Consider the following 24,601-nt stretch of genomic DNA (forward strand, 5'->3'; position numbering starts at 1 on the left):
CTCAGCCGCCGAGGGCGTCCTTGACGGCCTTCATCGCGACATCCCAGGCCTTGTCCGGTGGGGTGTTCCCTGCTTCGACGTCGGTGACGGTGTTGATGAGCGCCGAGCCGATCGTCGCGGTGGCTGGACCGTTGAAGAACGGCTTGAACTCCTGCACGGACTCGCCGAGCACAGCGCCGATCTTCGAGTCGCCGAAGAAGGGGTCCGTGTAGTCGGCGATCGCGTCGGATTCGTAGGCCGAGACCGTGGTGGGGAGGGCGCCGGTGTCGGTGAAGTTCTGCAGCTGCGCCTCAGGCGACTGCATCTCCTTGATGTACGCCCAAGCCGCCTCTGGGTTCGCCGCCCGCTTGGGGATGGCCAGGTAGCTGCCACCCCAGTTGCCGGCGACGCCGGGGACCGTCGTGACGCGCCACTGGCCCGAGGTGTCGGGTGCGTCGGTCTTGATGTTCTTCAGCATCCACGACGGCGCCGCCATCGCGGCGAACGCCCCGTTGGTCTTACCGGTGCTCCAACCGGTGGAGAACGCGGGGACGTTGGCACTGATGCCTGCCTCGATCGCCCTGATCGAGATGTCGAACGCCTCCTCGACCTGAGGGTTGGTGTCATAGATGAGTTCACCGTCCGGGCTGTAGTACTTCTCGCTCACCTGGTTGACGGTCTGGAAGAACACCGAGGTGCCGGCGTTGTCGACGAAGGGTTTGCCCGTGGCAGCGACATACTGTTGGCCGACGGCGATGAAGTCGTCCCAGGTCGGCCAGAGCGCCGCGACCGCTTCCGGCTCGGACGGGAGGCCTGCGGCTTCGAAGAGGTCGGCGCGGTAGGCCATCGACATCCCACCGACGTCGGTCGGCACACCGATCACGGCGTCGTTCTGCGCCACCGCCTGATCCCAGACCCACGGCAGGTAGTCGTCGGCGACGTCGTCCGCGCCGAGCGTGCTGAGGTCGACGAAGTTGTCGGGATTGGCGACGAAGTTCGGGAGGTCGTCACCCTGGATGAGGACGAGGTCAGGGACCTTGCCGCCGGCGAGCGCGGCGGTGAGCGCTTGCGCCGTCTCCTGCGTGCTGCCGACTTCGGTGAGCTTCACGGTGATGTCGGGGTGCGCTTCCTTGTACTTCGCGACGTCAGCCTTCTGGTTGATGCCGGTGAACGACCAGAACTGGAAGGTGTTGGCGTCGCCCGAGCCGGAGCCGGAGCCGGAGCACCCGGTGACGAGAGCGCCGACCATGACGACGACAGTTGCTGTTGCTGCTAGACGGAATTTCACTGGAAATCCCCCTCCTATGCGGGATCGTGTTCCGCGGTGTCGCGCTGCGTTGCGGTCACCGGCCGGAGAGCGATCTCCGGCTCGCGCCGGTCACGGGTGGATGGTGCTGCATCCGTGCTGGTCGGGCGTGGTGATCACCATAGGCAGCGGCGAACAGCAGCACCAGGTCAATATTGCGCAACTCAGAGATCGCTCTCTGAGGATCTGGCAGGCTCGGGTCGTTGCCCTCCGGTGGGTGACGGATCGCGAAGGAGCGAAGATGCGCAAGCCCACCCTGGTGGACGTGGCACGAGAGGCCGGGGTGTCCCGCGCGACCGCGTCGCGCGTCCTCGCCGGGGCCTCGACGGTGGACCAGTCGATGGTCCTCGCGGTCCGACAAGCTGCTGCGCGACTCAGCTACCGGACGAATGTCGCTGCCCGATCGCTCGCTGGCGGCCGCACCGGCGCAGTCGCCATCGTGCTCGCTGCAGGGGAGCTCGACCCGTTCTCCGGGTCCTTCGTCGCGGCACCGCTCAAGGGCGCGACCGCCACCCTGCTCGCCGCCTCCCAGCAGCCGGCGCTGTTCCTGGCCGACCCCTCGCGACTCGACACTCTCGTCGCCTACCTCGCCGCACAGTATGTCGACGGAGCGGTCGTGATCCTGCAGCACGAGATCAGCACGATCACGCAGGCCCTGTCCGCGGTCGACCTGCCGATCGTCTTCGTCGGGCGTCCGATGGGCGAGTCGACCGATGGCGTGCCCTTCGTCGACTCCGACAACTACGCGGGGGGTCGACTGGCGGCGGAGCGGCTCGTCGCCCTCGGCCGCACGCGGATCGGCGTCATCTCCGGTCCGGTCGACATGGCCGCTTCGAGCGACCGGGTCCGCGGCTGGCGCGACGTGCTCACCGAATACGGTCTCGGCACCCGGGCGGTGGCGCGCGGCGACTTCACGATGGCGAGCGGCTCGGCGGCGATGGCCAGGCTCCTCTCACGCCATCCGGATCTCGACGCCGTCTTCGCCGGTTCGGATCTGATGGCCGTCGGCGCGATGCGGGTCCTTGAAGCGAGCGGACGCATCGTGCCCGACGACATCGCGCTCGTCGGCTTCGACGACACCGTCGTCGCGGCGACATCCGAACCGCCGCTCACCTCGGTGCGGCAGCCACTCGAGCAGATGGGGCGGGTCGCGGCCGAGCTCGTCCTCGACCTCGTCGCCGGGCGCTCGGTCCGACCGCACTGGCTCGACACGACCCTCGTGATCAGGGACTCCGCGTGAGCCCGGCGCTCGGCATGATCGGAGAACGACGATGACGGCACACTCCAGACGGGTCATCCACCTGTGGACCGACGAGGTCTCGCTCGTGATCGTGCAGCGAGACGGACGGCTACCGTCGATCACGCATTGGGGCGCACCCCTCGTCGTGTCCGACGTCGAGCTCTCCGATGCGGTCGGCGCCGACAGCCGCGGCGACGTCGACTCGGATGAGCGGCTCGAGCCGAGCATCCTCCCGGAACACGCTCTCGGCTGGTCCGGGCTGTCCGGCATCCGCATGCACCGCGGCTCGTCCGCATGGTCGCCGAAGTCACACGTCAGCTCGGTGCTGGTCGACGGGTCCCCGTTGTCCGACGGGAGCACGGCGCAGCGCCACTCTGGATCAGTGGTCGTCGCAGCCGAAGACGACGAGACGGGCCTCACCATCCTCCTCGAGATCGAGCTGACCAGGGCCGGACTGCTGCGGGTGCGCGCGTCCCTCACCAACACGGGAGACACCGCGCTCGACATCCTCGGTGTCACCCCGGCCCTCGACGTTCCGGACAGTGCACGCGAGATCCTGGACTTCACAGGACGATGGGGTTCCGAAAAGCTGCCGCAACGCCACCCGGTGGTCATGGGTACACATCTGCGCGAGTCGCGGCACGGTCGGCCTGGACTCGACGCCACAACGGTCGTCGCACTCGGAACGCCTGGCTTCGACGGATCGTCCGGCCAGGTGTGGCTCGGTCACGTCGGCTGGAGCGGCAACCACGAGTACGCCGTCGAGCGGACCGATGGGCGTCTCGCCTTCCGCGGCGGTGAACTGCTCCTCCCCGGTGAGGTCCGCCTCGGATGCGGCGAGCAGTACCGATCACCCTGGGTGTACGGCAGCTACGGAATGGGTCTCGATGCAGCAGCCTCGCGCTTCCACCGGTTCCTCCGCGAGCGCTCGCGGGCCTCGCGGCAACCCAGGCCGGTCACGCTGAACGTCTGGGAGGCGGTGATGTTCGACCAGGACTTCGACGCCCTCGCTGAACTCGCCACCCAGGCCGCAGCCCTCGGGGTCGAACGCTACGTCCTCGACGACGGCTGGTTCCGGGGCCGATACGACGACCGCCGCGGTCTCGGCGACTGGACACCCGATCCCGAACGTTGGCCGGACGGTCTGCAGCCACTCGCCCGGCACGTGCACTCGCTCGGGATGGAGTTCGGTCTCTGGTTCGAGCCGGAGATGGCCAACGAGGACTCCGACCTCGCCAGGCAGCACCCCGACTGGATCCTGCGCGCGCGCCGCGACCTGCCGCCCCGCACGAGGCATCAGCAGGTCCTCGACCTCACGAACCCAGCCGCGTTCGACCACGTCCTGCGCGCGATCGACACACTCATCGTCGACCTCGACCTCGCCTACCTGAAGTGGGACCACAACCGCGACCTCGTCGATGCAGGACATCCGTCGACGGGCCAGGCGGCCGTCCACGATCAGACCCTGGCGGTCTACCGACTCCTCGACGAGCTCCGCACCCGGCATCCGTTGCTCGAGATCGAGAGTTGCGCGTCGGCGAAGGGCGCATCGATCTCGGCATCCTGGAACGGACGGACCGGGTGCACACCTCGGACAACCACGATCCGGTCGAGCGTGCTCGCATGCTGCGGTGGACGGGACTGCTGGTGCCGCCTGAGATGCTCGGCTCGCATGTGGCCTCCGCCCGGTCCGCGACCACCGGTCGGACCCACACGCTGCACACGCGGTGCGCAGTCGCGATCCTCGGGCATTTCGGTCTCGAATGGGACCTCCGTGAACTCGGCGATGCCGAACGCACGACACTGGCCCGCTGGATCGCCGTCTTCAGGTCCCACCGGGAGCTCATCGCCACCGGCCGCGTCGTGGGCACCGGCGACTCCGATCCGGATGCTCCGATGCTTCGCGGCGTCGTCGCCGAGGATGGCTCGGCCGGGCTGTTCACCATCTTGTCTCCGCCTCGTTCGGCCGACTCGCGCCGTCGCGTCCGCCTTCCCGGGCTCCGAGCGGACAGGCGATACCGCCTCAGCGTCGCGCAGGACCGCTCCCTCGGCCCCGGCTGGGTGATCCCGCAGTGGTTGCGGGACGCTCCTGCCCTCGACGCCGAACCCCGCGAAGAGGACCTCGTCCTCGGCGGAGCCCTGCTCGCCGTCGCCGGGCTCGACCTCCCGATCTTCAATCCCGATCGCGCGATCACCATCCTCGCGACCGCCGTCTGACCGACCGACCACGACAAGGAAGTCACCATGCACGCCGCCGTCACCATCGACCTCGATCGACCGGGCGCCACCATCAGCCGCCACCTCTACGGCCACTTCGCCGAGCACCTCGGACGCGGCATCTACGACGGATTCTGGGTAGGCGAGGACTCCCCGGTCCCGAATGTCGGAGGGATCCGACTCGACGTCGTCGAAGCGCTCCGCGAGCTCCGGGTGCCGAACCTGCGCTGGCCGGGCGGATGCTTCGCCGACCGGTACCACTGGACGAGCGGCATCGGACCGCTGGATCAGCGTCCGAGACTCATCAACACGCAGTGGGGCGGTACAAGCGAGAGCAACGCCTTCGGAACCCACGAGTTCATGGCGCTGTGCGAGCTCCTCGGTGCGGACCCATACGTGTCGGGAAACCTCGGATCCGGCACCATCCAGGAGATGGCCGACTGGATCGAGTACCTGACAGGGAGCGGACAGACGCCGATGGCCGAACTCCGTCGCTCGAACGGGCGCGATGCGCCGTGGAACGTCCCGTTCTGGGGTCTCGGCAACGAACCGTGGGGCTGCGGCGGCAACCTACGAGCCGGCGCCTACGCCGACCTCGCCCGACAGTTCGGCACCTTCTGCGAGAGCGGCGGGGACGTGCCGTTGTACCGGATCGCGGCGGGGGCCGACGGATTCGACGTCGCGTGGACCGAGACGCTGATGCAGGTCATCCCTGACGTGGCGGGCCATCCGTTTTCGACGACGCCCTGGGAAGCCGTGTCTGTCCACTACTACACGATCGGCGGCAGCTGGAAGGCGAAGGGCAGCGCCACGGGCTTCGACGACGCGCAGTACTGGAGCACGATCGTCGCAGCGCAGGGTGTCGAGAAGCTCCTACGCTCACACGCCGACGTGATGGACGTGTACGACCCGGAGAAGCAGTACGGCATGGTGCTCGACGAGTGGGGCACCTGGTGGGACGTCGAACCGGGCACGCATCCAGGGCACCTCTTCCAACAGAACACCCTCCGGGACGCGATGGTCGCGTCGTTGCACTTCGACGTCTTCCATCGCTTCGCGGACCGCCTGTCGATGGCGAACATCGCCCAGACCGTCAACGTCCTGCAGGCGATGCTGCTGACGGATCCCGACGGCGGCGGGATGGTCCGCACCCCCACGTTCCACGTCTTCGCGATGAACGCGCCACACCACGACGCCGCTGCCCTGCCGACCCACGTCGCCACGCCCAGTCGGACGGTCGAGACCGACGAGATCCCGACGGTCTCCGCCTCCGCGAGCCTCAAGGACGGTACGGTCCACATCTCGCTCACCAACGCCGACCTCACCGAGGCGCGCACCATCGAGGTCGAGGTCCGTGGCGGATCCCTCGGCGAGGTCACGGGGAGGCTCCTCACTGCAGACCGTGCGGACGCGTTCAACCAGCCGAGCGATGCGACAGCGGTGAGTCCGGTGCGGCTCACCGCCATCGATCGGACCGCGAGCGGCCTGCGGGTCACGCTCCCCGCGCACTCGTTCGCGACGCTGACCGCGACGGTCGGTGAATGGTGAACGCCATCGACGCCCGCCGGGCCCAAGCCACCCGACCACCCATGGGCTGGAACAGCTGGGACTGTTTCGGCGGCTCGGTCACGGAGGCCGAGGTGATCGCGAACGCGGAGTACCTCGCCGAGCACCTCCTCCACGTCGGCTGGGACACGGTCGTCGTCGACATCCAGTGGTACGAGCCGGAACCCGGCCTGAGTGACTACGAGCGCACATCGAGAGCAGTTCTCGACGGCTGGGGTCGGCAACTGCCCGCACCGAACCGCTTCCCGTCAGCGACCGACGGTACGTTCCGCTCGCTCGCCGACCGCATCCACGGCCTGGGTCTGCGGTTCGGCGTCCACCTCATGCGCGGCGTACCTCGCGCTGCGGCTGACCTGGACCTCCCCATCCTCGGGTCGTCGGCCACCTGCGGGCAGATCGCCGACCGGGCCTCCGTCTGTTCCTGGAACCCGGACAGCTACGGCGTCGACATGTCGGTCGAGGGCGCTCAGGAGTACTACGACTCCGTGATCGCTCAGCTCGCCTCCTGGGGCGTCGACTTCATCAAGCTCGACGACGTCTTGTACCCGCCGATCGAGGCCGACGAGATCCGGGCGATCTCACGGGCGATCGACGCGACGGGTCGCCCGATCGTGCTCAGCCTGTCACCAGGCAAGCGCCTCTCCACCGAGCATCTGGAGACGCTGAGGGACAGCGCCCAGCTCTGGCGCATCTCGGACGACCTGTGGGACGACTGGGCTGGTCTGCGCGAGCAGTTCCAACGCCTGGCCCGGTGGGCTCCTCTGCAACGCGCCGGAGCGTGGGCCGATGCCGACATGCTGCCGCTCGGCCGGATCGGGATCCGCTCCCATGTCGGCGTCGACCGTCAGAGCTTCCTCACCTCTGCCGAGCAGCGGACGATGCTGACCCTGTGGTGCATCGGTCGATCCCCGCTGATGTTCGGCGGGCATCTGCCGGATACCGCGCCCGAGACGCTCGCGCTCCTGCAGAACCGCGGCGCCCTCGCCCTGTTGGACGCGGAGACGAGCCGCGAGATCATCAGGGACGGGGACCTTGTCGTCTGGGCTGCCGAGCACGGCACGACGCGATGGCGGGCGGTCTTCTGGTTGGGCGAGGAGAGCACGACCTTGCGGGTGCACCTGGCAGACCTCGGCTGTTCCGGCGCCGGTCGCGTCACGGAGGTGTGGAACGGTCATCAGCAGACTGTCACCGACGGCGCGATACCGCTCGGGCTCGAGCCGCACGGTGTGATGCTGCTCCGCATCGATGCGTGAGCGCGTGCGGCGCATCGTCCTCGATGCTCCCGCCGACGGCTTCGTCGAACGGTTCCTGTTGGGGAACGGATCGCTGGGTGCTGCCGTCGACGGGGTGCCCGGCGAGGAGGGGATCGACCTCAACCTCGACACCCTGTGGTCGGGCGGCCCGGATCAACGGGATGCGGCTCGCGCCATCGGCGACGTCGATGCGCTGCGTGCCGCCATCGCCGATGGTGATTTCGCTGCGGCGGAGCAGTTGGCTGGCGGGGTGCGCGGCTCCCGGTTCTCCGAGTCCTATCAGCCGCTCGGTCGGATCTCCGTTCGATCACCGGCCCGAGGCACAGTGGAGGAGTACGAACGCTCGCTCGACCTCACGCATGCGATCGCCGAGACTCGGTACGCCGTTGACGGCGCCCCCGTCAGGCTGAGCGTGTTCGTCTCGGCACCCGACGACGTCCTCGTGATCGAGGTCGAGGGCGTCCTGGTCGATGCGATCGAGCTGGACTTCCGCAGTCCCCATCGCGCGGTGATCGAGCGACGGACGGACGGCGACATCCGTTGGTCGACGGCATCGGGCCGTGCGCCCTCGACGGTCGCCCCGTCCTACCTCCCCGTCCAAGGCGGGGTCGAGTATGCCGATGACCGCCCGGACGGCGACGGACTCGTCGACGCCGGCATGGGCTGGGCAGTCAGCATCGCGACCCAGTCGACAGCGACGGGGAGCCGCATCATCGTCGCTGCAGCGTCGGGGTTCCGCGGCTGGCGGCATCGTCCCTCCGCTGATCTCCCCCGGCTCCAGGAGGACGCGGACGCCCGCGTGCGGCGTGCCGTGCGATCCGAGACGGCTGCCCTGCGGGATCGCCATGTCGCGGGCCACCGGTCGCTGTTCGACAGGGCGTTGCTCGATCTGTCACCCAGCGGAAGCGAGTGGGCGGATCGGTGCGAGAGGTCGTTCGACCTCGGTCGCTACCTCCTCATCGCCAGCTCACGGCTCGGCTCCCAGGCGGCGAACCTCCAGGGCATCTGGAACGATCAGGTCAGGCCGCCGTGGAGCTCGAACTACACCACGAACATCAACGTCCAGATGAACTACTGGCATGCGGAGAGCACGGGTCTCGGGGAACTCGCGACGCCGCTCCTCGAACTCTTGACGGACCTCGTCGAAGCAGGGTCGTCGACGGCTTCGACCGCGTACGGCTTCAACGGTTCCGTCACCCACCACAACACCGACATCTGGCGGTTCACGGAGGCGGTCCCGTTGAGTGCGCACTGGTCCAACTGGCCGAGTGCGCTCCCCTGGCTCGCTGCCCACCTGCACCGGCACCTCGCGGACCACGCCGCCGACCCAGCCGCCGACCCACGGAGCACCACCACGCTCGAACCGATCGTGCGCTTCGTACTCGATCTCCTCGTGGACGACGGATCGGGTGCGCTCGTGAGCAGCCCGTCGACGTCTCCGGAGAACCAGTTCCACAGCGTCGAAGGAGTCGTCGCCGTCTCGGCTGGCAGCACGATGGACCAGGAGCTCGTGCGCGAGTGCCTCAGCGCCTACCTCGTCCTCGCCGAACGCCGCGCCACTGTCGCGGACCTACCGCTCGTCCACGCAGTTCGGAGCGCGCTGCGCCGGCTGGCGCTCCCGGTGATCGGTGCCGACGGTGCGCTGCTCGAGTGGAGCGAGGAACGAGAACCTGTCGAAGTGGGCCACCGCCATCTGTCTCACCTGTACGGGCTCTACCCCGGTACCAGGATCACGGAGACCGCAACTCCCGATGCGTTCCACGCAGCTCGCCTGGCCCTCGAGAAGCGCCTCCGCCACGGAGGCGGGGCGACCGGATGGAGCCGCGCGTGGGTGCTGTGCCTCGCGGCCCGCCTTCGCGATCCGGAACTGGCGGACGCGTCCCTTCGCGGTCTGCTCGACATGCTCGCGTCGGTATCTCTGCTCGACCTGCACCCGGTGGAGACGCCGGACGAGTACGTCTTCCAGATCGACGGAAACTTCGGGACGACCGCGGGGATCGTCGAACTCCTGGTCCAGGGCCACGACGGTGCCATCTCGCTGCTGCCGACACTGCCACCGGGGTGGCCGGCCGGGCGCGCGCACGGTCTCCGCGTGCGAGGCGGGCACACGGTGGCGATGGAGTGGTCCGCACATCGGATCACCTCGGCGTCCCTCGTCCTCGTCGATTCCGACGTGCCCCTCGAGGTCCCCGACGACGGACGGACCGTGACCGTCGTCGGGCCGACGGGACCCGTCGACATCCGGCCGGGATCGCGCGCCCCGACCGGACGACGACGTGTGGTGTGGTCCGGCGCCGGAACCTATGAGATCCGTTTCACGTGAGCCTGTCCGCGGAACCGCGAGGAAGACCTCCGTTCTCATGACGAGTGAGGGCGAAGGAGTCCATCGACGACCGCGACAGTACGCTGACCAGGCAGGTTGACTCGGTTGCGGGAACATGGTGTCGAATCGATGCATGAACGATGATGCGACTCGACAGGCGAGGACCAAGACGGAGACAGGCTCACCAAGCCGATGGGCTCGATGGAGAACGGCAGTGGCCGCGGGTGTACCCGTGTTGCTCCTACTGACAGCGTGTACTGCGGTACCGCAGGACGAATCCGAGTCGGATTCTGACGCGACGACGATGGACTCGTATTACAGTCAGGAATTGGCGTGGGGAGCCTGCGATGACTTCGCCGTGACCGAGTTCCAGGCCGGTGTCCTCGCCGAGGCTCCGGTGGAATGCGCATGGTTGGACGTTCCTCTGGACTACGCAGACCCGCAGGGTGAGAAAGCATCGGTCGCCGTCTCGCGGGTCGCCGCGCGGGGCGAATCGATCGGCCCGCTCGTCTTCAACCCAGGTGGGCCGGGAAGCACTGGCGTCGTCGGGGCGATCGCGCTCGGAATCGGCTTCGCCGACAGCCGTATCGGCGAGAGCTTCGACCTGATCGGCTTCGACCCCCGTGGCGTCGGCGCAACCACTCCGGCAGTCGATTGTTATTCCGCATCGGGCACCACCCGAGGTGACGAGCTGTTCCCGCTCGTCGCCATGCGCCCAGCACTGACCGAAGAGGATACCCGCGCCCTTGTCGAACGCTGTGCAGATGGCTCAGGCGGCATGGGGTCGCTCGCGCACATCGGAACCCGCACCACGGCGAAGGACATGGACGTCTTGCGCGCAGCGCTGGGCGAGAAGAAGCTCTCGTTCCTCGGCCAGAGTTACGGCACTCGCCTCGGCGCCGTCTATGCGGAGGAATTCCCGCAGCATGTTCGCGCCATGGTGCTCGATGGTGCCTTCGATCCGAAGCTCGCCACCGTCGACCGCTTCGCCACGTCCTTTGCCGGGTTCCAGACAGCGTTCGAGTCGATCGCTGCGTCGTGCGCTGTGGACCAGGAGTGCCCGCTCGGCACCGACCCGGCGGACTGGACTGCGAGGTTCCAGTCGATCGTGCAGCCACTCGTCGACAACCCGGTTCCCGCGGGGACGTCCGAGCTCGATTTCGACAAAGCGATCTCGGGTGTCGTCGCGGGCTTCTACGATCCTGCCTTGTGGCCCGACGTCATCGCCGGCATCGCGGAGGTGCAGCACGGCCGCGGAGACATCCTTTTCGACCTGGCCGGTGGCGAACCCGTCGATGAAGAGGCCGAAGCCGACCCCAACTTCCTCGAGGCGCTCTTCGCCATCAACTGCATGGACGAGGAGCGACTCGATGCAGACGAGATCGTCGAATTGAGGGTCCGCACCGCAGAAGTCGCCCCGTTCATGGATCCGGGGGCCGGCATCACCGAGGGTGCGCGAGACGCCTGCGCGGATTGGCCGGCGAAGCCGACGCTCGGCTTCCCCTACGCCCAGGACATCGAGGGCTTGCCCGCCACCCTGGTCGTCTCGATCACCGGTGACGCGGCTACCCCGCACGTCAACGCGATCTCCCTCGCCGAGACCCTCGGCAGTTCACTCCTCACGGTCGAAGGAGATGGGCACACGGTCGTCTCCGCCGGGGCAGCGAATCCGTGCGTCGACGACATCGCAGCGGCGTATCTGATCGATCTGGAGTTGCCGGACGTGATGCCGACGTGCACGGCCACGACGGCAGTCGAGCCCGAGCCGACTGCGGCAGCGCAGGGATGACATCGGCACGCACACGGACCAAACCGCCTCACACGATCGAGCATCGGAGGTTCACGTGCCCGCCGTCAACCACCGCACCGTCTGCATCGACGGACGATCATCTCTGGTCGATGACCCGGCCACCCGGTCCGGTCGCGCGTCCAGTGGGCCGACGACCATCGACAGGACTTCGGGCAGGCGTCATGGTTCGTTCTCGTCCTCGTCGTCTGGTCAGGCGAGGACGGCCGTGGCCTCGATCTCGACCAGCAGCTCCGGAGTCCACAACGCCTGGACGCCGATCACGGTGATCGGAGGAAGCGGGGAGCTGAGACCGTCGGACGCCTGGGCCCGCGCCGTTCCTTCCAGGAGGCCACTCGCCATGTCCGGCGTCCAGCCGACAACGTAGATGGTGAGGCGCGCGATGTCGCCGACGTCCCCTCCCGCGCCCGTCACGCCGACGACCACGTTCTGCAGTGCGGTGTGCACCTGCCCAGCGAGGTCTGTGGAGGTCACCTCACCGGAAGCGGTCACTGATGCTTGTCCTGCGAGCAGCAGCATCCGCGTTCCGGTCGCGAGAGCGACGGGAGCGTAGTCCTCCTGCTGCAGCAGACCATCGGGGTGAGTGAGGTGCACGGTCATGGGGAATCTCCTTCTTCGAGTGCCTGTCGCGAACGACGAGGCGATGGGGTTTCGGGGGGCCAACAGGCGCGACCCGGAAGGGCATCGCTCCTGCTGGTATCCAAGACCCTGTTCCCACCACAGTGTCAAGGAGGGGCCACGTCCCTGCCGCGCGCTCGACGCCACCCGAGTGCGTTCATTCCACTCCGTGTTCCGCGACACGGTCACGCGGCCGAGCCGGACGCCGACAGCCGTGTCACGCTCGTCTTGACGCTGTTCCAGGAACATGCGGTGAACTCGCTGAGGGCCGGATCGATCGGGCGGCCCGACCGGATGAGCAGGGAGCGGACGAATGACGAGCCACGGACGGTGCGACAGCGGGCCGACGAGGGTGCCGACCGGAGCCCGAGCGACGCGCCTTCGTCTACCCCGAGCGCGGGTCCTCGCCGTGGCCGCTGCATCGGTGACGCTCTTGACCCTCGCCGGCTGCGCTCCCGAGGCCGGTCGCTCCTCGAGCGAGACCCCCTCGACCCCGTCGACCCCGTCGATCCCATCGTCGACCGCCGACCCCGCACTGTTCGCCGCGCTCGAGGAGCGGTTCGGCGCCAACCTCGGCGTCTACGCCATCGATACGGCCACCGGAGCGACGGTTGAGTACAACGCCGATGACCGCTTCGGGTTCGCCTCGACGATCAAGGCGCTGGCCGTCGGTGCCGTGCTCGACACCGCTACAGCTGAAGAGCTGCGCGAGCCCATCCCCGTCCACGCCGAGGACCTGGTGCCGTACTCGCCGGTCATCGAGCCGCTCGTCGGGGCCACGGTCACGCTCCTCGACGCGGCCGATGCCGCCGTCCGTTTCAGTGACAACACCGCTGCCAACCTGCTCGTCGAGTACCTGGGCGGGCCAGCCGTCCTCGAACAGCAGCTGCGTGCGGTCGGGGACGCGACGACGAACGTCGACCGGATCGAGCCCGATCTCAACGACGTCGTCCCTGGCGACGATCGAGACACGAGCACGCCGCGGGCTCTGGCCACGACGCTCGCTGCCTACGCCCTCAGCGGCAGGCTGGATCCGGAGGATCGAACCCTGCTGGTCGACCTGCTGCAGAACAACACCACGGGCGACGCGCTTCTCCGTGCAGGGGCGCCGACGGGATGGACGATCGGAGACAAGACGGGTACGGCGAGCTATGGGACGCGGAACGACATCGCGATCGCGTGGCCGCCATCAGGCGAGCCGCCCATCGTGATCGCCGTGCTCACGAACCGCGCCGAGGCCGAGGCCGACGCCGAGCCGGAGGACGCGCTCCTCGCCGAGGCTGCCGCCCTCGTCTTCGAGGCTCTCGCGACGGACTGACGTCTTCGCCAGCGATAGACGTGTCAACCGAATTGCTAGCGTTCGTCGGCGATCCGCACAGCGACTGCAGCGATGTCGGCGAACTTCATGACACGAGCTGAGGACGAGGTCGCTCTCAACCGGCCTCCCGCGACCGATCGTCGCCGGATGCGATGCGACGTCGGGCTGCATTCTGTCGATCACCTGTCAGAGACTTCCTGAGGGCGGTTCGGCGAGGCGTCGTCGGAAAGACGGCCGGTCGGTGACGAGGGGGCGCAGGATCACGGCCGCGGTCGCAAGGAACGCGAAACAGGTGATCGCGACGACGAGGTCCGACAACGGATCCGCGGAGAGAATGGTCGTGAAGTCTGCGGCAGCGTGTAGGAGCACCAGCGGAAGTACCCACCGGAAGCGGTATTGAAACGCCGCCAACGCGATGCCGTAACACGCAGAGACGAGAACGTTGAGGAGAACATCGTCAACTTCTCGCCCAGTCGTCGCGAAGGCTGAGAGGTGCTGCAGACCGAACAAGACACCCGTGACTGCGACGGCGCTGGACGGACCGAAGGAGCGCCGCACCCGCTCCAGCACGACGACACGGCTGATGAGTTCTTCATTCACACCGACGAGCAACAGCGTGAGAGCCCAGAGGCCGAACCCGGGCGGTCGCTCGACGAGACCATTCGGCACCATCCAGAGCAGCACCTCGAGGATGAACGGCACGAGGAACAGTGCGGCGGTTCTTCCCCGCTGCATCGAGAACAGACCGGACACACGCCACAGGCCTCGCGCAGTCACCAGAACGCTGGCGAAGAGGACGCAGACGATGTTGGCGACCAGCCCCAGGTACCAGCCCGAGACTCCCAGAATCGGTGCGAACGAGAGTGCCCCCATGATCACGCCGAAGCGCAGGAGGTGCACTGCCGCGCCGAATCCGAGCGCCCGCCAACGATCAACTGTCACCCGCGCACGCTACCCGTCCGCAGCGACCCGTCCCTGAACGCGCCATAAACAATGGTGGTCTCAACCGGTCAACGCACCAGTGTTTGATTTCAGGCTAGCTGTGGGTCGGTCTCAACTGGTCAACGCGCCACCCATGATTGATCTGGAGGTTCGTGTGTTCACGAAGGATCAAGTCAACGAGTTATGGAACAGGTGGAAGGCCGGAGGGTCAAGCCGGCCCGTCGCCGTGGCGGGGCCGATCCCATCCGAGAGCGATCGCATGTGGATCCCGCGGCCGCCTAGGAGCTCGACGGCGCGAAGGACGTCGATGAGGGAGCGGCCGAGTCGGTTGATGCGCCACACGATCACGGTGTCGCCTGCCCGGCGTATGCGAGCATTTGCAACCGGTCGGCTGGTCAACGTGCCCGCCTGTTGCGACCAAGCCCAGTCCGGCGAACGAGCCTACTCGAACAGTCTCGCTGACGGGTGGTCAGAACCCGAACGTGAGGACCGCTAACCTGCGCCCCTCGCGCAGGGCGTCCAATGCAAGCCGCTCGTGAGCGGGCAGGTTGACCGGCAGATCGTCGAGGCGAAACCACGACAGTTCTGCACACTTGGTTGGTTCTCGGATCAGTGGTTCGCCACCCCAAACGTCGCAGACGAAGAACCAGTCGACGCGCTGTTCCATCGGGTTCTCCGTACCATCGGTACGCTGCATTACAGCCACGGCCGCTAGTGCCTCGAGCGCCACCTGGACGCCAAGTTCTTCCCTCGCCTCGCGGGTTGCGGCAGACGCCGCAGTTTCACCAAGCTCTACATGACCGGCGGCACCCGCTGACCAACAATCGTCCATGTAGCCGGTGTTCTGCCGTCGTTGCAGCAGGACTGATTGATCGCGGCACAGGAAGACATAAGACGCGGGAACAACGGAGAAGTGGCTCCTAGTGGTCAAACCCTATGCCGCTGACCGGAGATCAACATACCCGCCGTAAACGATGGCGGTCTCAACGGGTCAACGCACCCGTGCCAGAGCCCGTGATCTCCGAAGCGACGCCGGGAACTGGTTGAACTCTGGAGTCAGTGCTTGGCGCACCGCGTCGGCCTTGTAGCCGTCGTGAAGGGGCACGACCCGGACGAAGCGTGTGGTCCGCTCGACGAGCGTGGCCACCGCGGAAGGGCGCTTGCCCACCACGAGGTCGCCGTCCCAGTGGCCGACTTCGATTCGGTCCGCGACGATGGCGGGGCTGTTAGCGCCGAGCTAGAACGGACCCCTTTGCGCCGGTCTGGGGTGGACCCCTCTTCGTTGGTTGAGCTTAGTTCTTCTCTGTCTGCTTGATGAGGTCGCGGCGGCCGTGGGTGCGGTAGGAGTCGCCGGAGAGGGTAAGGACTTCGGAGTGGTGGACGAGGCGGTCGATCATCGCTGCCGCGACGACGTCGTCGCCGAACGTCTCACCCCAGCGGCTGAACGGGAGGTTCGAGGTGACCATGATCGAGCCTTGCTCGTAGCGAGATGCGACGAGTTGGAAGAACAGGTTCGCGGCGTCCTGGTCGAAGGGGATGTAGCCAATTTCGTCGATGATGATGAGTTTGTAGCGGCGGATCTTCTTCAGCTCGGCCTCGAGCTGCCCCTGGTGGTGGGCGGCCGCGAGTCTCGCGATCCAGTTGTTCGCGGTGTCGAAGAGGACGGAGTATCCGGCGTGGGTGGCTTTGACGCCGAGCCCGATCGCGAGGTGCGTCTTCCCGATCCCGGGCGGGCCGAGCAGGATCACGTTCTCTGCTTTCGCGACGAACGTCGACGTCGCGAGGTGCGCGAGGACGTCTTTACGCAGAGACGGGAGGTGATCGAGATTGAAGTCCTCGAGGGTCTTGACTGCGGGGAAGTGCGCGGTCCGGATCCGCATCGTCGTCCCGGCGGATTCACGGTCCGCGAGCTGGCGTTCAAGGACGGCTGCGAGATATTCCTCATGCGCCCAGTTCTCGACCCTGGCGCGGTCCGCGAGGTCTTCCCAGACCCGCCCGATCGTCGGGGTCTTGAGAGCTCTGGCGAGATAGGCGATCTTGGATGCAACCTGCTCGGTGGTCTTCGGAATAGGAGCGTCGATCGTGCTGCTCTTGGAGGTCATCGTGCTTCTTTCTCGTATTCGGTTTTGGTGGTGAAATCGACGCCGAATAAGGCGTCGTAGTCGGACAGCGCCCGAAGTTGGACCCGATGCCCGTCCGGGTGCTCACGAACCCCGGAGGGCTTGGGCCGTTGGTAGTGGGCGCGTAGCTTCGCCGCCGCGGTGACGTGCCCGGGATCGGTGATCGTCATCCCGTTGCGCAACGACCGGGCATGCCGTCCCGCGGCCTGTCCGGCGCAGGAGATCGTGACGTCATCAAGCGTCGCGCGAACATCGACGAATCGGCCGATGAACCGAGGATCGACGGAATAGTCGTTCCCATCGAGACGGACGTAATAATCCCGGGCCAGTCTGATCCGATGCGTGAGACCAGTGACAGGGGGCTTCGCCGGAAGTGGGAGCATCGCCGCCCGGTCAGGGACAGCGAGCTCGACGGGACGGGCAGCGATCGCACGGACCTTCCGCTGATTCGCTCTGGTCTCCAACCAGGTCGTCATCTGGGCGTTGAAGTCATCTCGGTCTTGGAAAATCCGGCCGGGCAGGAACGAGGTCTCCAGAAAGCGGTTCGCGCGCTCGACGATGCCCTTCGTCTCCGGGTCTCGTGGCGGGGCCAAACGCAGCCTGGTCGCCAGCGTCCCCACGAACGTCGCCGCGAGGACGGTGGGCTTGCCCAACCCGCCGATCGCAGCCTCTCGATCCCAGAGCAACGATTTCGGCACCCCGCCGAACCTCTGCAGCAGCGACCACATACCCGCAGTGAGATCACCGCCCTGCCGAGACGGCAGCATAATCGCCTCGATCCGCCTGGAGAAGCCGGACACCATCACCAACACCGGCAAGACACGATCCTGGCCCCCGCCGACGGGAACTCGCGCCTCAGGGAACCACAGATCACACTGGATCACCTCACCCGCCTGATACGAGAGCCGATCCGCGGGATCGATGCCTTGATACTCCGGCCGCAGCTCAGACACCCGCTCCCGAAACAACGACGGCGAGAACGTCCAACCGACACGCTCCGCGATCACCGTCGCCGGCATCTTCGGATACTCCATCAACAGCGCACGGATCTGCGGCACGAAGACATCGATCTTCGAACCCCGCGGACCCCGCGACCGATCCGGCGGATCCTCACCCCGCAACGCCCGACGGACCGTGTTCCGCCCGATCCCAAGATCCCTCGCGATCTGCTTGATCGGAACCTTCTCAGAACGATGCAACCGCCGAATCTCTGCCCACGTATCCACTGAAATCATCCTCCTAGCTTGAGCTAGGGGGTCCAATCCAACCTGGCGCTACAGGGTCCGTTCTACTTCGGCGTCAACAGGGGCGGTCCCGGATGGAGGCCATGTTCCGCAGTACGCCCCGCCCGTGTGACTGCTTCGCTCTCCGCGCGTGCCGCACCGATCGGCCGGAGCGCATGCGCCGCGCAGAGCGTTGGCCGAGCTCAGTGCGATTCGAGACGTAGATGCTGCGGTAGATCGTCTCGTGGGACACGCGCATCGCTCCGTCGTCGGGGTGGGCGATCTTCAGCCATCGCGCGATCTGCTGTGGTGACCAGTCCGGCTCCAAGTCATCGCGAACCACCGCGAGCAACTCGAAGTTGCTCTCCAGCAGAGACGGTTTCGGGCGGCGCGCTCGGGTCCATGCGGCCTCATCGGCGGACGTCGCTCGATACCGATCGCGTCCACCGTTCCCGGTGATCTCACGCGATACCGTCGACGCCGATCTGCCGAGGACCGCTGCGATGGCACGATTCGACGAGCCGGCTGCGATCCCTCTCGAGATTTCCTCGCGCTCTAACCCACTGAGATGTCGATCACTCTGGTGCCGCTCGGGTGGGCGGATGCCGCCGTGCCGCGCCAAAAACCCGCGCACGGCCGCCGGACCAGTCCGCAGTGCTCTCGCGATCAGGCGACTCGGCTCACCCCGACTCCACCGCTCCCACGGCTCGCTTTCCTGCTCGCTCGTGTACCCCACACGCACCGCCGGATCGATCCTCAACATCGTGGTGCGTCGACCCGTTGAGACCACCTTTCGCTGGTCAGCGGCTGGGCGATTCCGATGGAGCCGCCCAAGGGAGCCGAACCCTTGACCTTCTCAGTGCGAGTCAGCGTTCGTCGGTTGTGAGTGCTGCTGCGATGGCGGAAACCAGCCTCGGAATGGCGGTGGGGTCCGAGGCGGCATGGGCTGGGTCGAGCTGTGCGATCGACATCCCCCAGCAGTCGGGTGCCTGCAGGAGTTCGAGGAGGGCGCACTCGAGCTGGTCGATCGTAGGGCCGCTGTTGCGTCCATTGACATTCTCGGCGATCGGAGCGTCCAGGAAGTCGAGGACGCCGACGTCGAGATGCACGACGAAGGGCCCGGACGTCATGCGACTTCGCGCCTGACGCGCTGCCGCCTGCGGGTCACCGCAGAGTGCAGTCTGGTCGACGAGCGCGAGGCCGAGATCGGCGACTCGTTCGCGCTCCCAGTCGGTCGCTGCACCTGCCGGGTCGACGCCGAGGTAGACGAGGTTCGATGGATGCAGCACGGGCGCATGGCCGGTTGCGTTCGACAATTCGATCGCAGCGGTGTCGAGGGCCAGCGCGTGTGCCACACCCATCCAACTGAGCGAGCCTTCCTTGGTTGAGCTGGGGGTGTTCAGATCGAAGTGCCGGTCGATGTAGACGATTCGAGGCGTCTGCTCGAGTTGGGCCATGGCTGCGCACATGCCGAAGGCGACCGTGCAGCTGCCGCCGAGGACGAGAAGCCGCCCACCTGCGGCGAAGCGTTCAGCGGCAGCGGCAGACAGCTCGACCATCGCTGCAGCCTCATCGTTCAGGTTCTGGGCATATGGACTCTCGTGGTCAGGAAACCACCTGCGGGTCGTCAGATCGCCCGCGTCGACGACCTCGTTCCCCGCTGCCCGCAACGCCTCAATCAGGCCCGCCTCCCGCAAGGCAGCTGGGGCTCGCTCCACGCCGACGCAATACGCGCCGGCACTGCTCGGCACTCCCAGCACAATGACTCGCATCAAGGCCCCCCTCGGCGGATCATCCATCCGCCACTGCAACCCTCCAGGGCCATCGAACGTGACGCAACCCCCTCGCGGCCGCTCACCGGAGCGATCGATCTCAGCGAGAAGCGGCTGGTTCGGACGACTATGTGTTTCGTCTGTGAGGGGCGGGGGCGAGGGACTCCCCCTCCTTGAAGCCGCCCATGACGAGCTCATGCCTGAGGTCGCCGAGCGTGCCGTCAAGGCGACCGACGAGTGTCTCGACCCCCATCCGGCCCAGCTGAGCGGCAGGCGAGATCATGACTGCGAGCTCGGGGTCGGCGGTCGCCGAGACCTCCATGGTCGATCCGATGAGCACGATTGAGAGGTCGTCCGGCACCGAGACACCGAGTTTCCCAAGCTCGCTCACAAGCCCGACGGCGGCGTGCTCGTTGAGGACGAGCATGGCGGTCGCCTCGGGCACCGTCTCGAGGAGCGTCGGCGCGAACGCACGCCCGCCAGAGGGACTCGCCTCGCAGCGCATCGTCGTCCCGCGCAACCCGCGCGCGGCGCAGACGGCGTGGAAGGTCTCGTCCACGCGAACGACCGGCCCGTACCCTTCGAGCCCCTCGCGCCCGGACTCCTCGAGCAGGACGAAGTCCCGGTGGCCGAGCGCATGCAAGCGATCGATCGACTGCTCGACCATGCCCTCGAAATCGACGTCGACGTAGTCGAGGCCGGAGGGATCGCGATTGCGGCCGATGAGTGTCAACGGCGTCTTCGCCGCGAGCAGCTGGTCGATCCGGTGGTCGTCGAGCTGCACCTCCATGAGGATGACGCCATCGATGAGCCCGTCGGACGTCAACTCGCGCAGTGAGTCGGAGTCGTTCGGCACTGGCCAGAGGACGACCGTGTAGCCGAGCTCGGATGCAGCCTCGGCGGCTCCCGTGAAGAACCGGGCTGCCGTGTCAGAGAGACGATGTTGTAGGACGGGGAACAGGAGCGCGATGATGCGCGTCCGGCGACTCGCCAGCGCCCGAGCCACGGCGTTGCGGCGGAAGTCGAGCTCGAGCATGGCCGTCTCGACCCGGAGCCTGGTACCCGGCGAGACCGGCTTGGAGTCGTTCACCACGAACGAAACGGTGGCCACGGAGACCCCGGCGAGCCCCGCGACGTCACGCATCGTTGCCATGGATCCTCGTTCCTCGGTACCTGTCCGGTCGTCAGTCTCTCACGGATCACCGTTCGGTAAACCGGTTAAATTGCCTCTTGACCTCTGCCGATCGTCGCGGCATGCTTGTCTGCGAAGCGCCCGGTAAACCGGTTAACTTTCCGGTGAGGGCACCACAGCTCGATCGGCGAAGGAGCCGCGATGATCCCCACCGGGCCTGACTCGGACCGCCGTCGAGGCCGTGCGCTCCGCGTCGCGATCGTCGGTTACAGCTTCATGGGCACGATCCACGCGCAAGCGTGGACCACTGCTCCCCGCTTCTTCGACCTCGGCGACGGCGTCGACCTCGTCGCCGTCAGCGGACGCGACGCCGTGGCCGCCCGCGCCTTCGCCGACCGGTTCGACATCGGCGACGTGGAGACCGACTGGCGCTCTCTGCCGAACCGCGGCGACATCGACGTAATCGACATCTGCACCCCCGGACACCTGCACGCGGAGATCGCCATCGCCGCCCTCGACGCCGGCATCCACGTGCTCTGCGAGAAGCCGCTGGCCAACTCCGTAGAGGAGGCCGAGCGGATGGCCGCCGCGGCCGAACGCGCTGCGGGATACGGCGTACAGGCCATGGTCGGCTTCAGCTACCGCCGCACGCCAGCGCTCGCCTACGCCAAGCACCTGATCGACGACGGTCGGCTGGGCATCATCCGCCACATTCGCGCGCAGTACCTCCAGGACTGGATCGTCGACCCCGGGTTCCCGCTGGTGTGGCGCCTGGACGCCGAGCAGGCGGGTTCCGGCGCCCTCGGAGACATCGGCGCCCACATCATCGACCTCACGCGCTTCGTGACGGGACACGAGCTCACGGGCGTGAGCGCACTGTCCTCCACCTTCGTGACCGAGCGCCCGCTTCCGACGGCTTCCAGCGGCCTGAGCGCCACGGCGGACAGCGGATCCGGTGCGGACGAGGGCCGACCGATGGGCCACGTCACCGTCGACGACGCGGTTGTCTTCATCGGGCGTACCGACGGCGGCGCCCTCGCCACATTCGAGGCGACCCGCTTCTCCTCCGGACGGAAGAACGCGATGCGCCTCGAGGTCGACGGATCGCTCGGCTCGATCGCCTTCGACTTCGAACGGCTCAACGAACTCCAGTTCCACGATCACACCCTGCCGGCCGAGGAGGCGGGCTTCCGCCGCATCCTCGTCACCGAGCCAGGGCACCCCTATGCCGCAGCGTGGTGGCCCGCCGGACACGGCCTCGGCTACGAGCACACCTTCGTGCACGAGGTCGCCGACCTCGCCCGCGATCTCATAGCCGGCCGCGCCCCCGAGCCGGGGTTCGCCGACGGCCTCGTCGTGCAGCGCATCCTCGCCGCCGTTGCAACGAGTGCGGCGGCCGACGCCGCGTGGACCCCGATCCCCCACTGACCGAACGACCAGCACCTGCACCACCGCATCCACCACCCGCAGCACTCCATCAACACCGCACCCAGGCAAAGGAGCCATGACATGCGATCCACGAACACCACGAACCCCCGGCAGCCACTCCGCAGGCCGCACGTCCTCGGATCGCTCGCGATCCTCGCGATCACCCCGTTCGCCCTCACCGCCTGCAGTGCTGGCGGCACGGCGACCGGCGGCGACGCGGACACCCTCACCATCCTCGACTACTACAACAACGAACCCGACAAAACCCTCATCGGTGACGCACTCGACCGCTGTGCCAACGAGATCGGCGTCACGATCAAGCGTGAGACCGTGCCTGGCAAGGACCTCATCCAGAAAGTGCTGCAGCAGTCGTCGTCCAAGACCCTGCCGGACGTACTCATGCTCGACAACCCCGACGTGCAGGAGATCGCCGCGACCGGCGGCCTGTCCCCGCTCAGCGACTACGACGTCGACACCGCCGGTTTCGCGCAGGGCATCCTGGACGCCGCGAGCTACGAGGGCGAGGTATACGGACTCGCCCCGACCGTGAACACGCTCGGCCTGTTCTACAACGAGGATCTGCTCGCCGCGAAGGGCATCACCCCGCCGACGACCTGGGACGAGCTGAAGACCGCTGCGGCCGCACTCACCGAGGGTGACACCTATGGTCTGGCATTCAGTTCGATCGCGACCTACGAGGGCAGTTGGCAGTTCCTGCCCTTCATGTGGACCAACGGCGGCGACGAGACGGACCTCACGACCCCCGCGGTCGCCGAAGCACTCCAGCTGCAGGTCGACCTCGTCGACTCCGGCTCCGCGTCCAAGAGCGTCATCAACTGGTCGCAGGCCGACGTCAACGACCAGTTCATGGCCGGCAAGGCCGCGATGATGATCAACGGACCGTGGCAGATCCCGGCGCTCAGCGCGGATGCCGACCTGAAGTACGGCAGCGTCCAGGTACCCGTCAACAAGGCCGGTCAGACGCCGGTCGCACCACTCGGTGGCGAGGTATGGACCGTCCCGGTGACGGGCGACGACGCCAAGCAGGCGAAGGCGGCCACGTTCGTCGAGTGCATCTCGAGCGATGAGAATCAGCTCGCACTCGCCGAGGCCCGCTTCACCGTCCCGACGAAGACCGCGCTCGCCGAGCAGTACGTGGCGAAGGTGCCGGAGATGGCGGCGTTCACCGAGCAGGTCGCGAACGCCCGTTCGCGCACCGGTGAGCTCGGTGAGGACTGGCCAGAGGCCGCGACCGAGATCTACACCGCCATCCAGCTCGCCCTCACCGGGCAGGCGACGCCCACCGAGGCGTTCGAGCAGGCAGCGGCCGGCTGATCCTGATGAGCAGCAGCATCGCCAGAGCGTCGCTCCGGCCCACGGATCCCACGGATCGCACGCAAGCGGTGGACCGCTCCGGCGGAGGTGTCGCCCACGGGCGCACCCCCGCAGGGGGCGGCCGGAAGCACTCCGGCCGGTTCCGGCGCGAGGAGCTCGTGAAGCTCGGCTTCGTCCTCCCCGCGGCCATCTACATCGTCCTGTTCTTCGGCTACCCCGTGGTCAAGAACGTCACGATGAGCCTGCAGGAGTACACGACGAAGACCTTCTTCACCGGCGAGGCGCCGTGGGTGGGGTTCGCGAACTACACGACCGTGTTCGGCTCGCAGCTGTTCACACCGGCCCTGCTCAACACGGCGTTGTTCACGATCGGCTCGATCGCCGGGCAGTTCGTCATCGGACTCGCGCTGGCCGTGTTCTTCAAGCGTCGGTTCCCACTGAGCTCGTTCCTCCGGGCGATGCTGCTGCTCCCCTGGCTGCTGCCGTTGATCGTGTCGAGCGCGACCTGGCGCTCGATCCTCGATCAGGACAGCGGCGTCCTCAACAGCACGCTCGAGTCCATCGGCCTCGCCGGCGTGCCCTGGCTCACGAGTCCGTCGGTCGCGCTGATCGCCGTGGTGCTTGTGAACATCTGGATCGGCATCCCTTTCAACGTCACCATCCTCTACGGCGGCCTGCAGGACATCCCCGACGAGTTGTACGAGGCGGGCGCGCTCGACGGCGCCACCGGTTGGAAGGCGTTCCGTCACATCACTTGGCCGAACCTCCGCCCCGTCGTGAGCGTGGTCCTCGTCCTCGGCGTCGTGTACACGATCAAGGTGCTCGACATCATCCTCGGACTCACGAACGGCGGACCGGCGAACGCGACCCAGACCCTCTCGGTGCGCTCCTACCAGGAGTCGTTCGTGAACTTCGAATTCGGTGTGGGGGCGGCGTTCAGCAACATCCTGATCATCATCTCGCTCATCTTCGCCATCGTGTATCTGCGCGTCAACCGTCGCGCCGTCGACGAGTAAGGACCC

General features: G+C 67.1%; 19 protein-coding genes and 3 pseudogenes. 11 read left to right on the forward strand and 11 right to left on the reverse strand.

Features of this window, described 5'->3' with window-relative positions:
- Position 1: 1 nt before the first annotated feature.
- Positions 2-1,267 (reverse strand): ABC transporter substrate-binding protein, encoded by a 1,266-nt coding sequence (locus ABMA10_RS12285; RefSeq protein WP_347867182.1) that lies wholly within the window; start codon positions 1,265-1,267, stop codon positions 2-4.
- 259 nt (positions 1,268-1,526) lie between these two features.
- On the opposite strand from ABMA10_RS12285, the gene ABMA10_RS12290 reads away from it, so the two are divergent.
- The 7 genes and pseudogenes from ABMA10_RS12290 (at position 1,527) to ABMA10_RS12320 (ending at position 11,673) form a co-directional block, all read left to right on the forward strand.
- Complete coding sequence (locus tag ABMA10_RS12290; protein ID WP_347867181.1) at positions 1,527-2,525, forward strand: LacI family DNA-binding transcriptional regulator; 999 nt, start codon at positions 1,527-1,529, stop codon at positions 2,523-2,525.
- 31 nt (positions 2,526-2,556) lie between these two features.
- Positions 2,557-4,322, forward strand: a pseudogene (locus ABMA10_RS12295) (alpha-galactosidase); the annotation flags it as partial.
- 264 nt (positions 4,323-4,586) lie between these two features.
- Positions 4,587-4,742, forward strand: a complete 156-nt coding sequence (locus ABMA10_RS12300) for a hypothetical protein (RefSeq protein WP_347867178.1) — start codon at positions 4,587-4,589, stop codon at positions 4,740-4,742.
- Positions 4,743-4,769: 27 nt separating this feature from the next.
- Entirely contained in the window at positions 4,770-6,290 is a 1,521-nt protein-coding gene (locus ABMA10_RS12305) for an alpha-N-arabinofuranosidase (protein WP_347867177.1), read from the forward strand.
- Complete coding sequence (locus tag ABMA10_RS12310) at positions 6,284-7,561, forward strand: glycoside hydrolase family 27 protein (RefSeq protein WP_431030596.1); 1,278 nt, start codon at positions 6,284-6,286, stop codon at positions 7,559-7,561. Before ABMA10_RS12305 ends, ABMA10_RS12310 begins: the two co-directional genes overlap by 7 nt.
- The gene (locus ABMA10_RS12315; RefSeq protein ID WP_347867175.1) at positions 7,554-9,884 is read left to right on the forward strand and encodes a glycoside hydrolase family 95 protein; all 2,331 of its coding nucleotides are present in this window, start codon (positions 7,554-7,556) and stop codon (positions 9,882-9,884) included. The genes ABMA10_RS12310 and ABMA10_RS12315 overlap by 8 nt, the downstream gene beginning before the upstream one ends.
- A gap of 358 nt (positions 9,885-10,242) precedes the next feature.
- Complete coding sequence (locus tag ABMA10_RS12320) at positions 10,243-11,673, forward strand: alpha/beta hydrolase (RefSeq protein WP_347867174.1); 1,431 nt, start codon at positions 10,243-10,245, stop codon at positions 11,671-11,673.
- 210 nt (positions 11,674-11,883) lie between these two features.
- On the opposite strand, the gene ABMA10_RS12325 is transcribed toward ABMA10_RS12320, so the two are convergent.
- Positions 11,884-12,291 carry a RidA family protein gene (locus ABMA10_RS12325; RefSeq protein WP_347867173.1) on the reverse strand — a complete coding sequence of 136 codons (408 nt, stop codon included), beginning with the start codon at positions 12,289-12,291 and terminating at the stop codon, positions 11,884-11,886.
- 442 nt (positions 12,292-12,733) lie between these two features.
- Here ABMA10_RS12325 and bla point away from each other — a divergent pair, with 442 nt between their 5' ends.
- Positions 12,734-13,627 carry a class A beta-lactamase gene (gene bla, locus ABMA10_RS12330; RefSeq protein ID WP_347867172.1) on the forward strand — a complete coding sequence of 298 codons (894 nt, stop codon included), beginning with the start codon at positions 12,734-12,736 and terminating at the stop codon, positions 13,625-13,627.
- Between the two features lie 186 nt (positions 13,628-13,813).
- On the opposite strand, the gene ABMA10_RS12335 is transcribed toward bla, so the two are convergent.
- The 9 genes and pseudogenes from ABMA10_RS12335 to ABMA10_RS12375 form a co-directional block, all read right to left on the reverse strand.
- The gene (locus ABMA10_RS12335; protein WP_347867171.1) at positions 13,814-14,569 is read right to left on the reverse strand and encodes a CPBP family intramembrane glutamic endopeptidase; all 756 of its coding nucleotides are present in this window, start codon (positions 14,567-14,569) and stop codon (positions 13,814-13,816) included.
- Positions 14,570-14,779: 210 nt separating this feature from the next.
- A pseudogene (locus ABMA10_RS12340) lies at positions 14,780-14,968 on the reverse strand (recombinase family protein); the annotation flags it as partial.
- 70 nt (positions 14,969-15,038) lie between these two features.
- Positions 15,039-15,500, reverse strand: coding sequence for an NUDIX domain-containing protein (locus ABMA10_RS12345; protein ID WP_347867170.1), 462 nt, complete (start codon positions 15,498-15,500; stop codon positions 15,039-15,041).
- Positions 15,501-15,563: 63 nt separating this feature from the next.
- Positions 15,564-15,791 (reverse strand): annotated as a pseudogene (locus ABMA10_RS12350) (IS30 family transposase); the annotation flags it as partial.
- A 70-nt stretch (positions 15,792-15,861) separates the two neighbouring features.
- Positions 15,862-16,671: an IS21-like element helper ATPase IstB gene (istB, locus tag ABMA10_RS12355; protein ID WP_347868871.1), complete on the reverse strand. Its 810-nt coding sequence runs from the start codon at positions 16,669-16,671 to the stop codon at positions 15,862-15,864.
- A complete protein-coding gene (gene istA, locus ABMA10_RS12360; protein ID WP_347868913.1) occupies positions 16,668-17,924 on the reverse strand; it encodes an IS21 family transposase in 1,257 nt (418 codons plus the stop codon). Before istA ends, istB begins: the two co-directional genes overlap by 4 nt.
- A gap of 64 nt (positions 17,925-17,988) precedes the next feature.
- Complete coding sequence (locus ABMA10_RS12365) at positions 17,989-18,675, reverse strand: transposase (RefSeq protein WP_414693680.1); 687 nt, start codon at positions 18,673-18,675, stop codon at positions 17,989-17,991.
- 103 nt (positions 18,676-18,778) lie between these two features.
- Complete coding sequence (locus ABMA10_RS12370) at positions 18,779-19,882, reverse strand: arginase family protein (RefSeq protein WP_431030597.1); 1,104 nt, start codon at positions 19,880-19,882, stop codon at positions 18,779-18,781.
- A complete protein-coding gene (locus ABMA10_RS12375) occupies positions 19,812-20,837 on the reverse strand; it encodes a LacI family DNA-binding transcriptional regulator (protein ID WP_347869171.1) in 1,026 nt (341 codons plus the stop codon). The genes ABMA10_RS12370 and ABMA10_RS12375 overlap by 71 nt, the downstream gene beginning before the upstream one ends.
- Before the next feature lie 180 nt (positions 20,838-21,017).
- Between ABMA10_RS12375 and ABMA10_RS12380 the strand changes: the two genes are divergently transcribed.
- From ABMA10_RS12380 to ABMA10_RS12390, 3 genes are all read left to right on the forward strand, one after another.
- Positions 21,018-22,244 (forward strand): Gfo/Idh/MocA family protein, encoded by a 1,227-nt coding sequence (locus ABMA10_RS12380; protein ID WP_347869170.1) that lies wholly within the window; start codon positions 21,018-21,020, stop codon positions 22,242-22,244.
- A gap of 81 nt (positions 22,245-22,325) precedes the next feature.
- Positions 22,326-23,579 (forward strand): sugar ABC transporter substrate-binding protein, encoded by a 1,254-nt coding sequence (locus ABMA10_RS12385; RefSeq protein WP_347869169.1) that lies wholly within the window; start codon positions 22,326-22,328, stop codon positions 23,577-23,579.
- Positions 23,580-23,584: 5 nt separating this feature from the next.
- Positions 23,585-24,595, forward strand: coding sequence for a carbohydrate ABC transporter permease (locus ABMA10_RS12390; RefSeq protein ID WP_347869168.1), 1,011 nt, complete (start codon positions 23,585-23,587; stop codon positions 24,593-24,595).
- The last annotated feature ends 6 nt before the right edge of the window (positions 24,596-24,601 follow it).

The organism is Plantibacter sp. RU18 (genome assembly GCF_050613355.1).
Classification (GTDB): Bacteria; Actinomycetota; Actinomycetes; order Actinomycetales; family Microbacteriaceae; genus Plantibacter.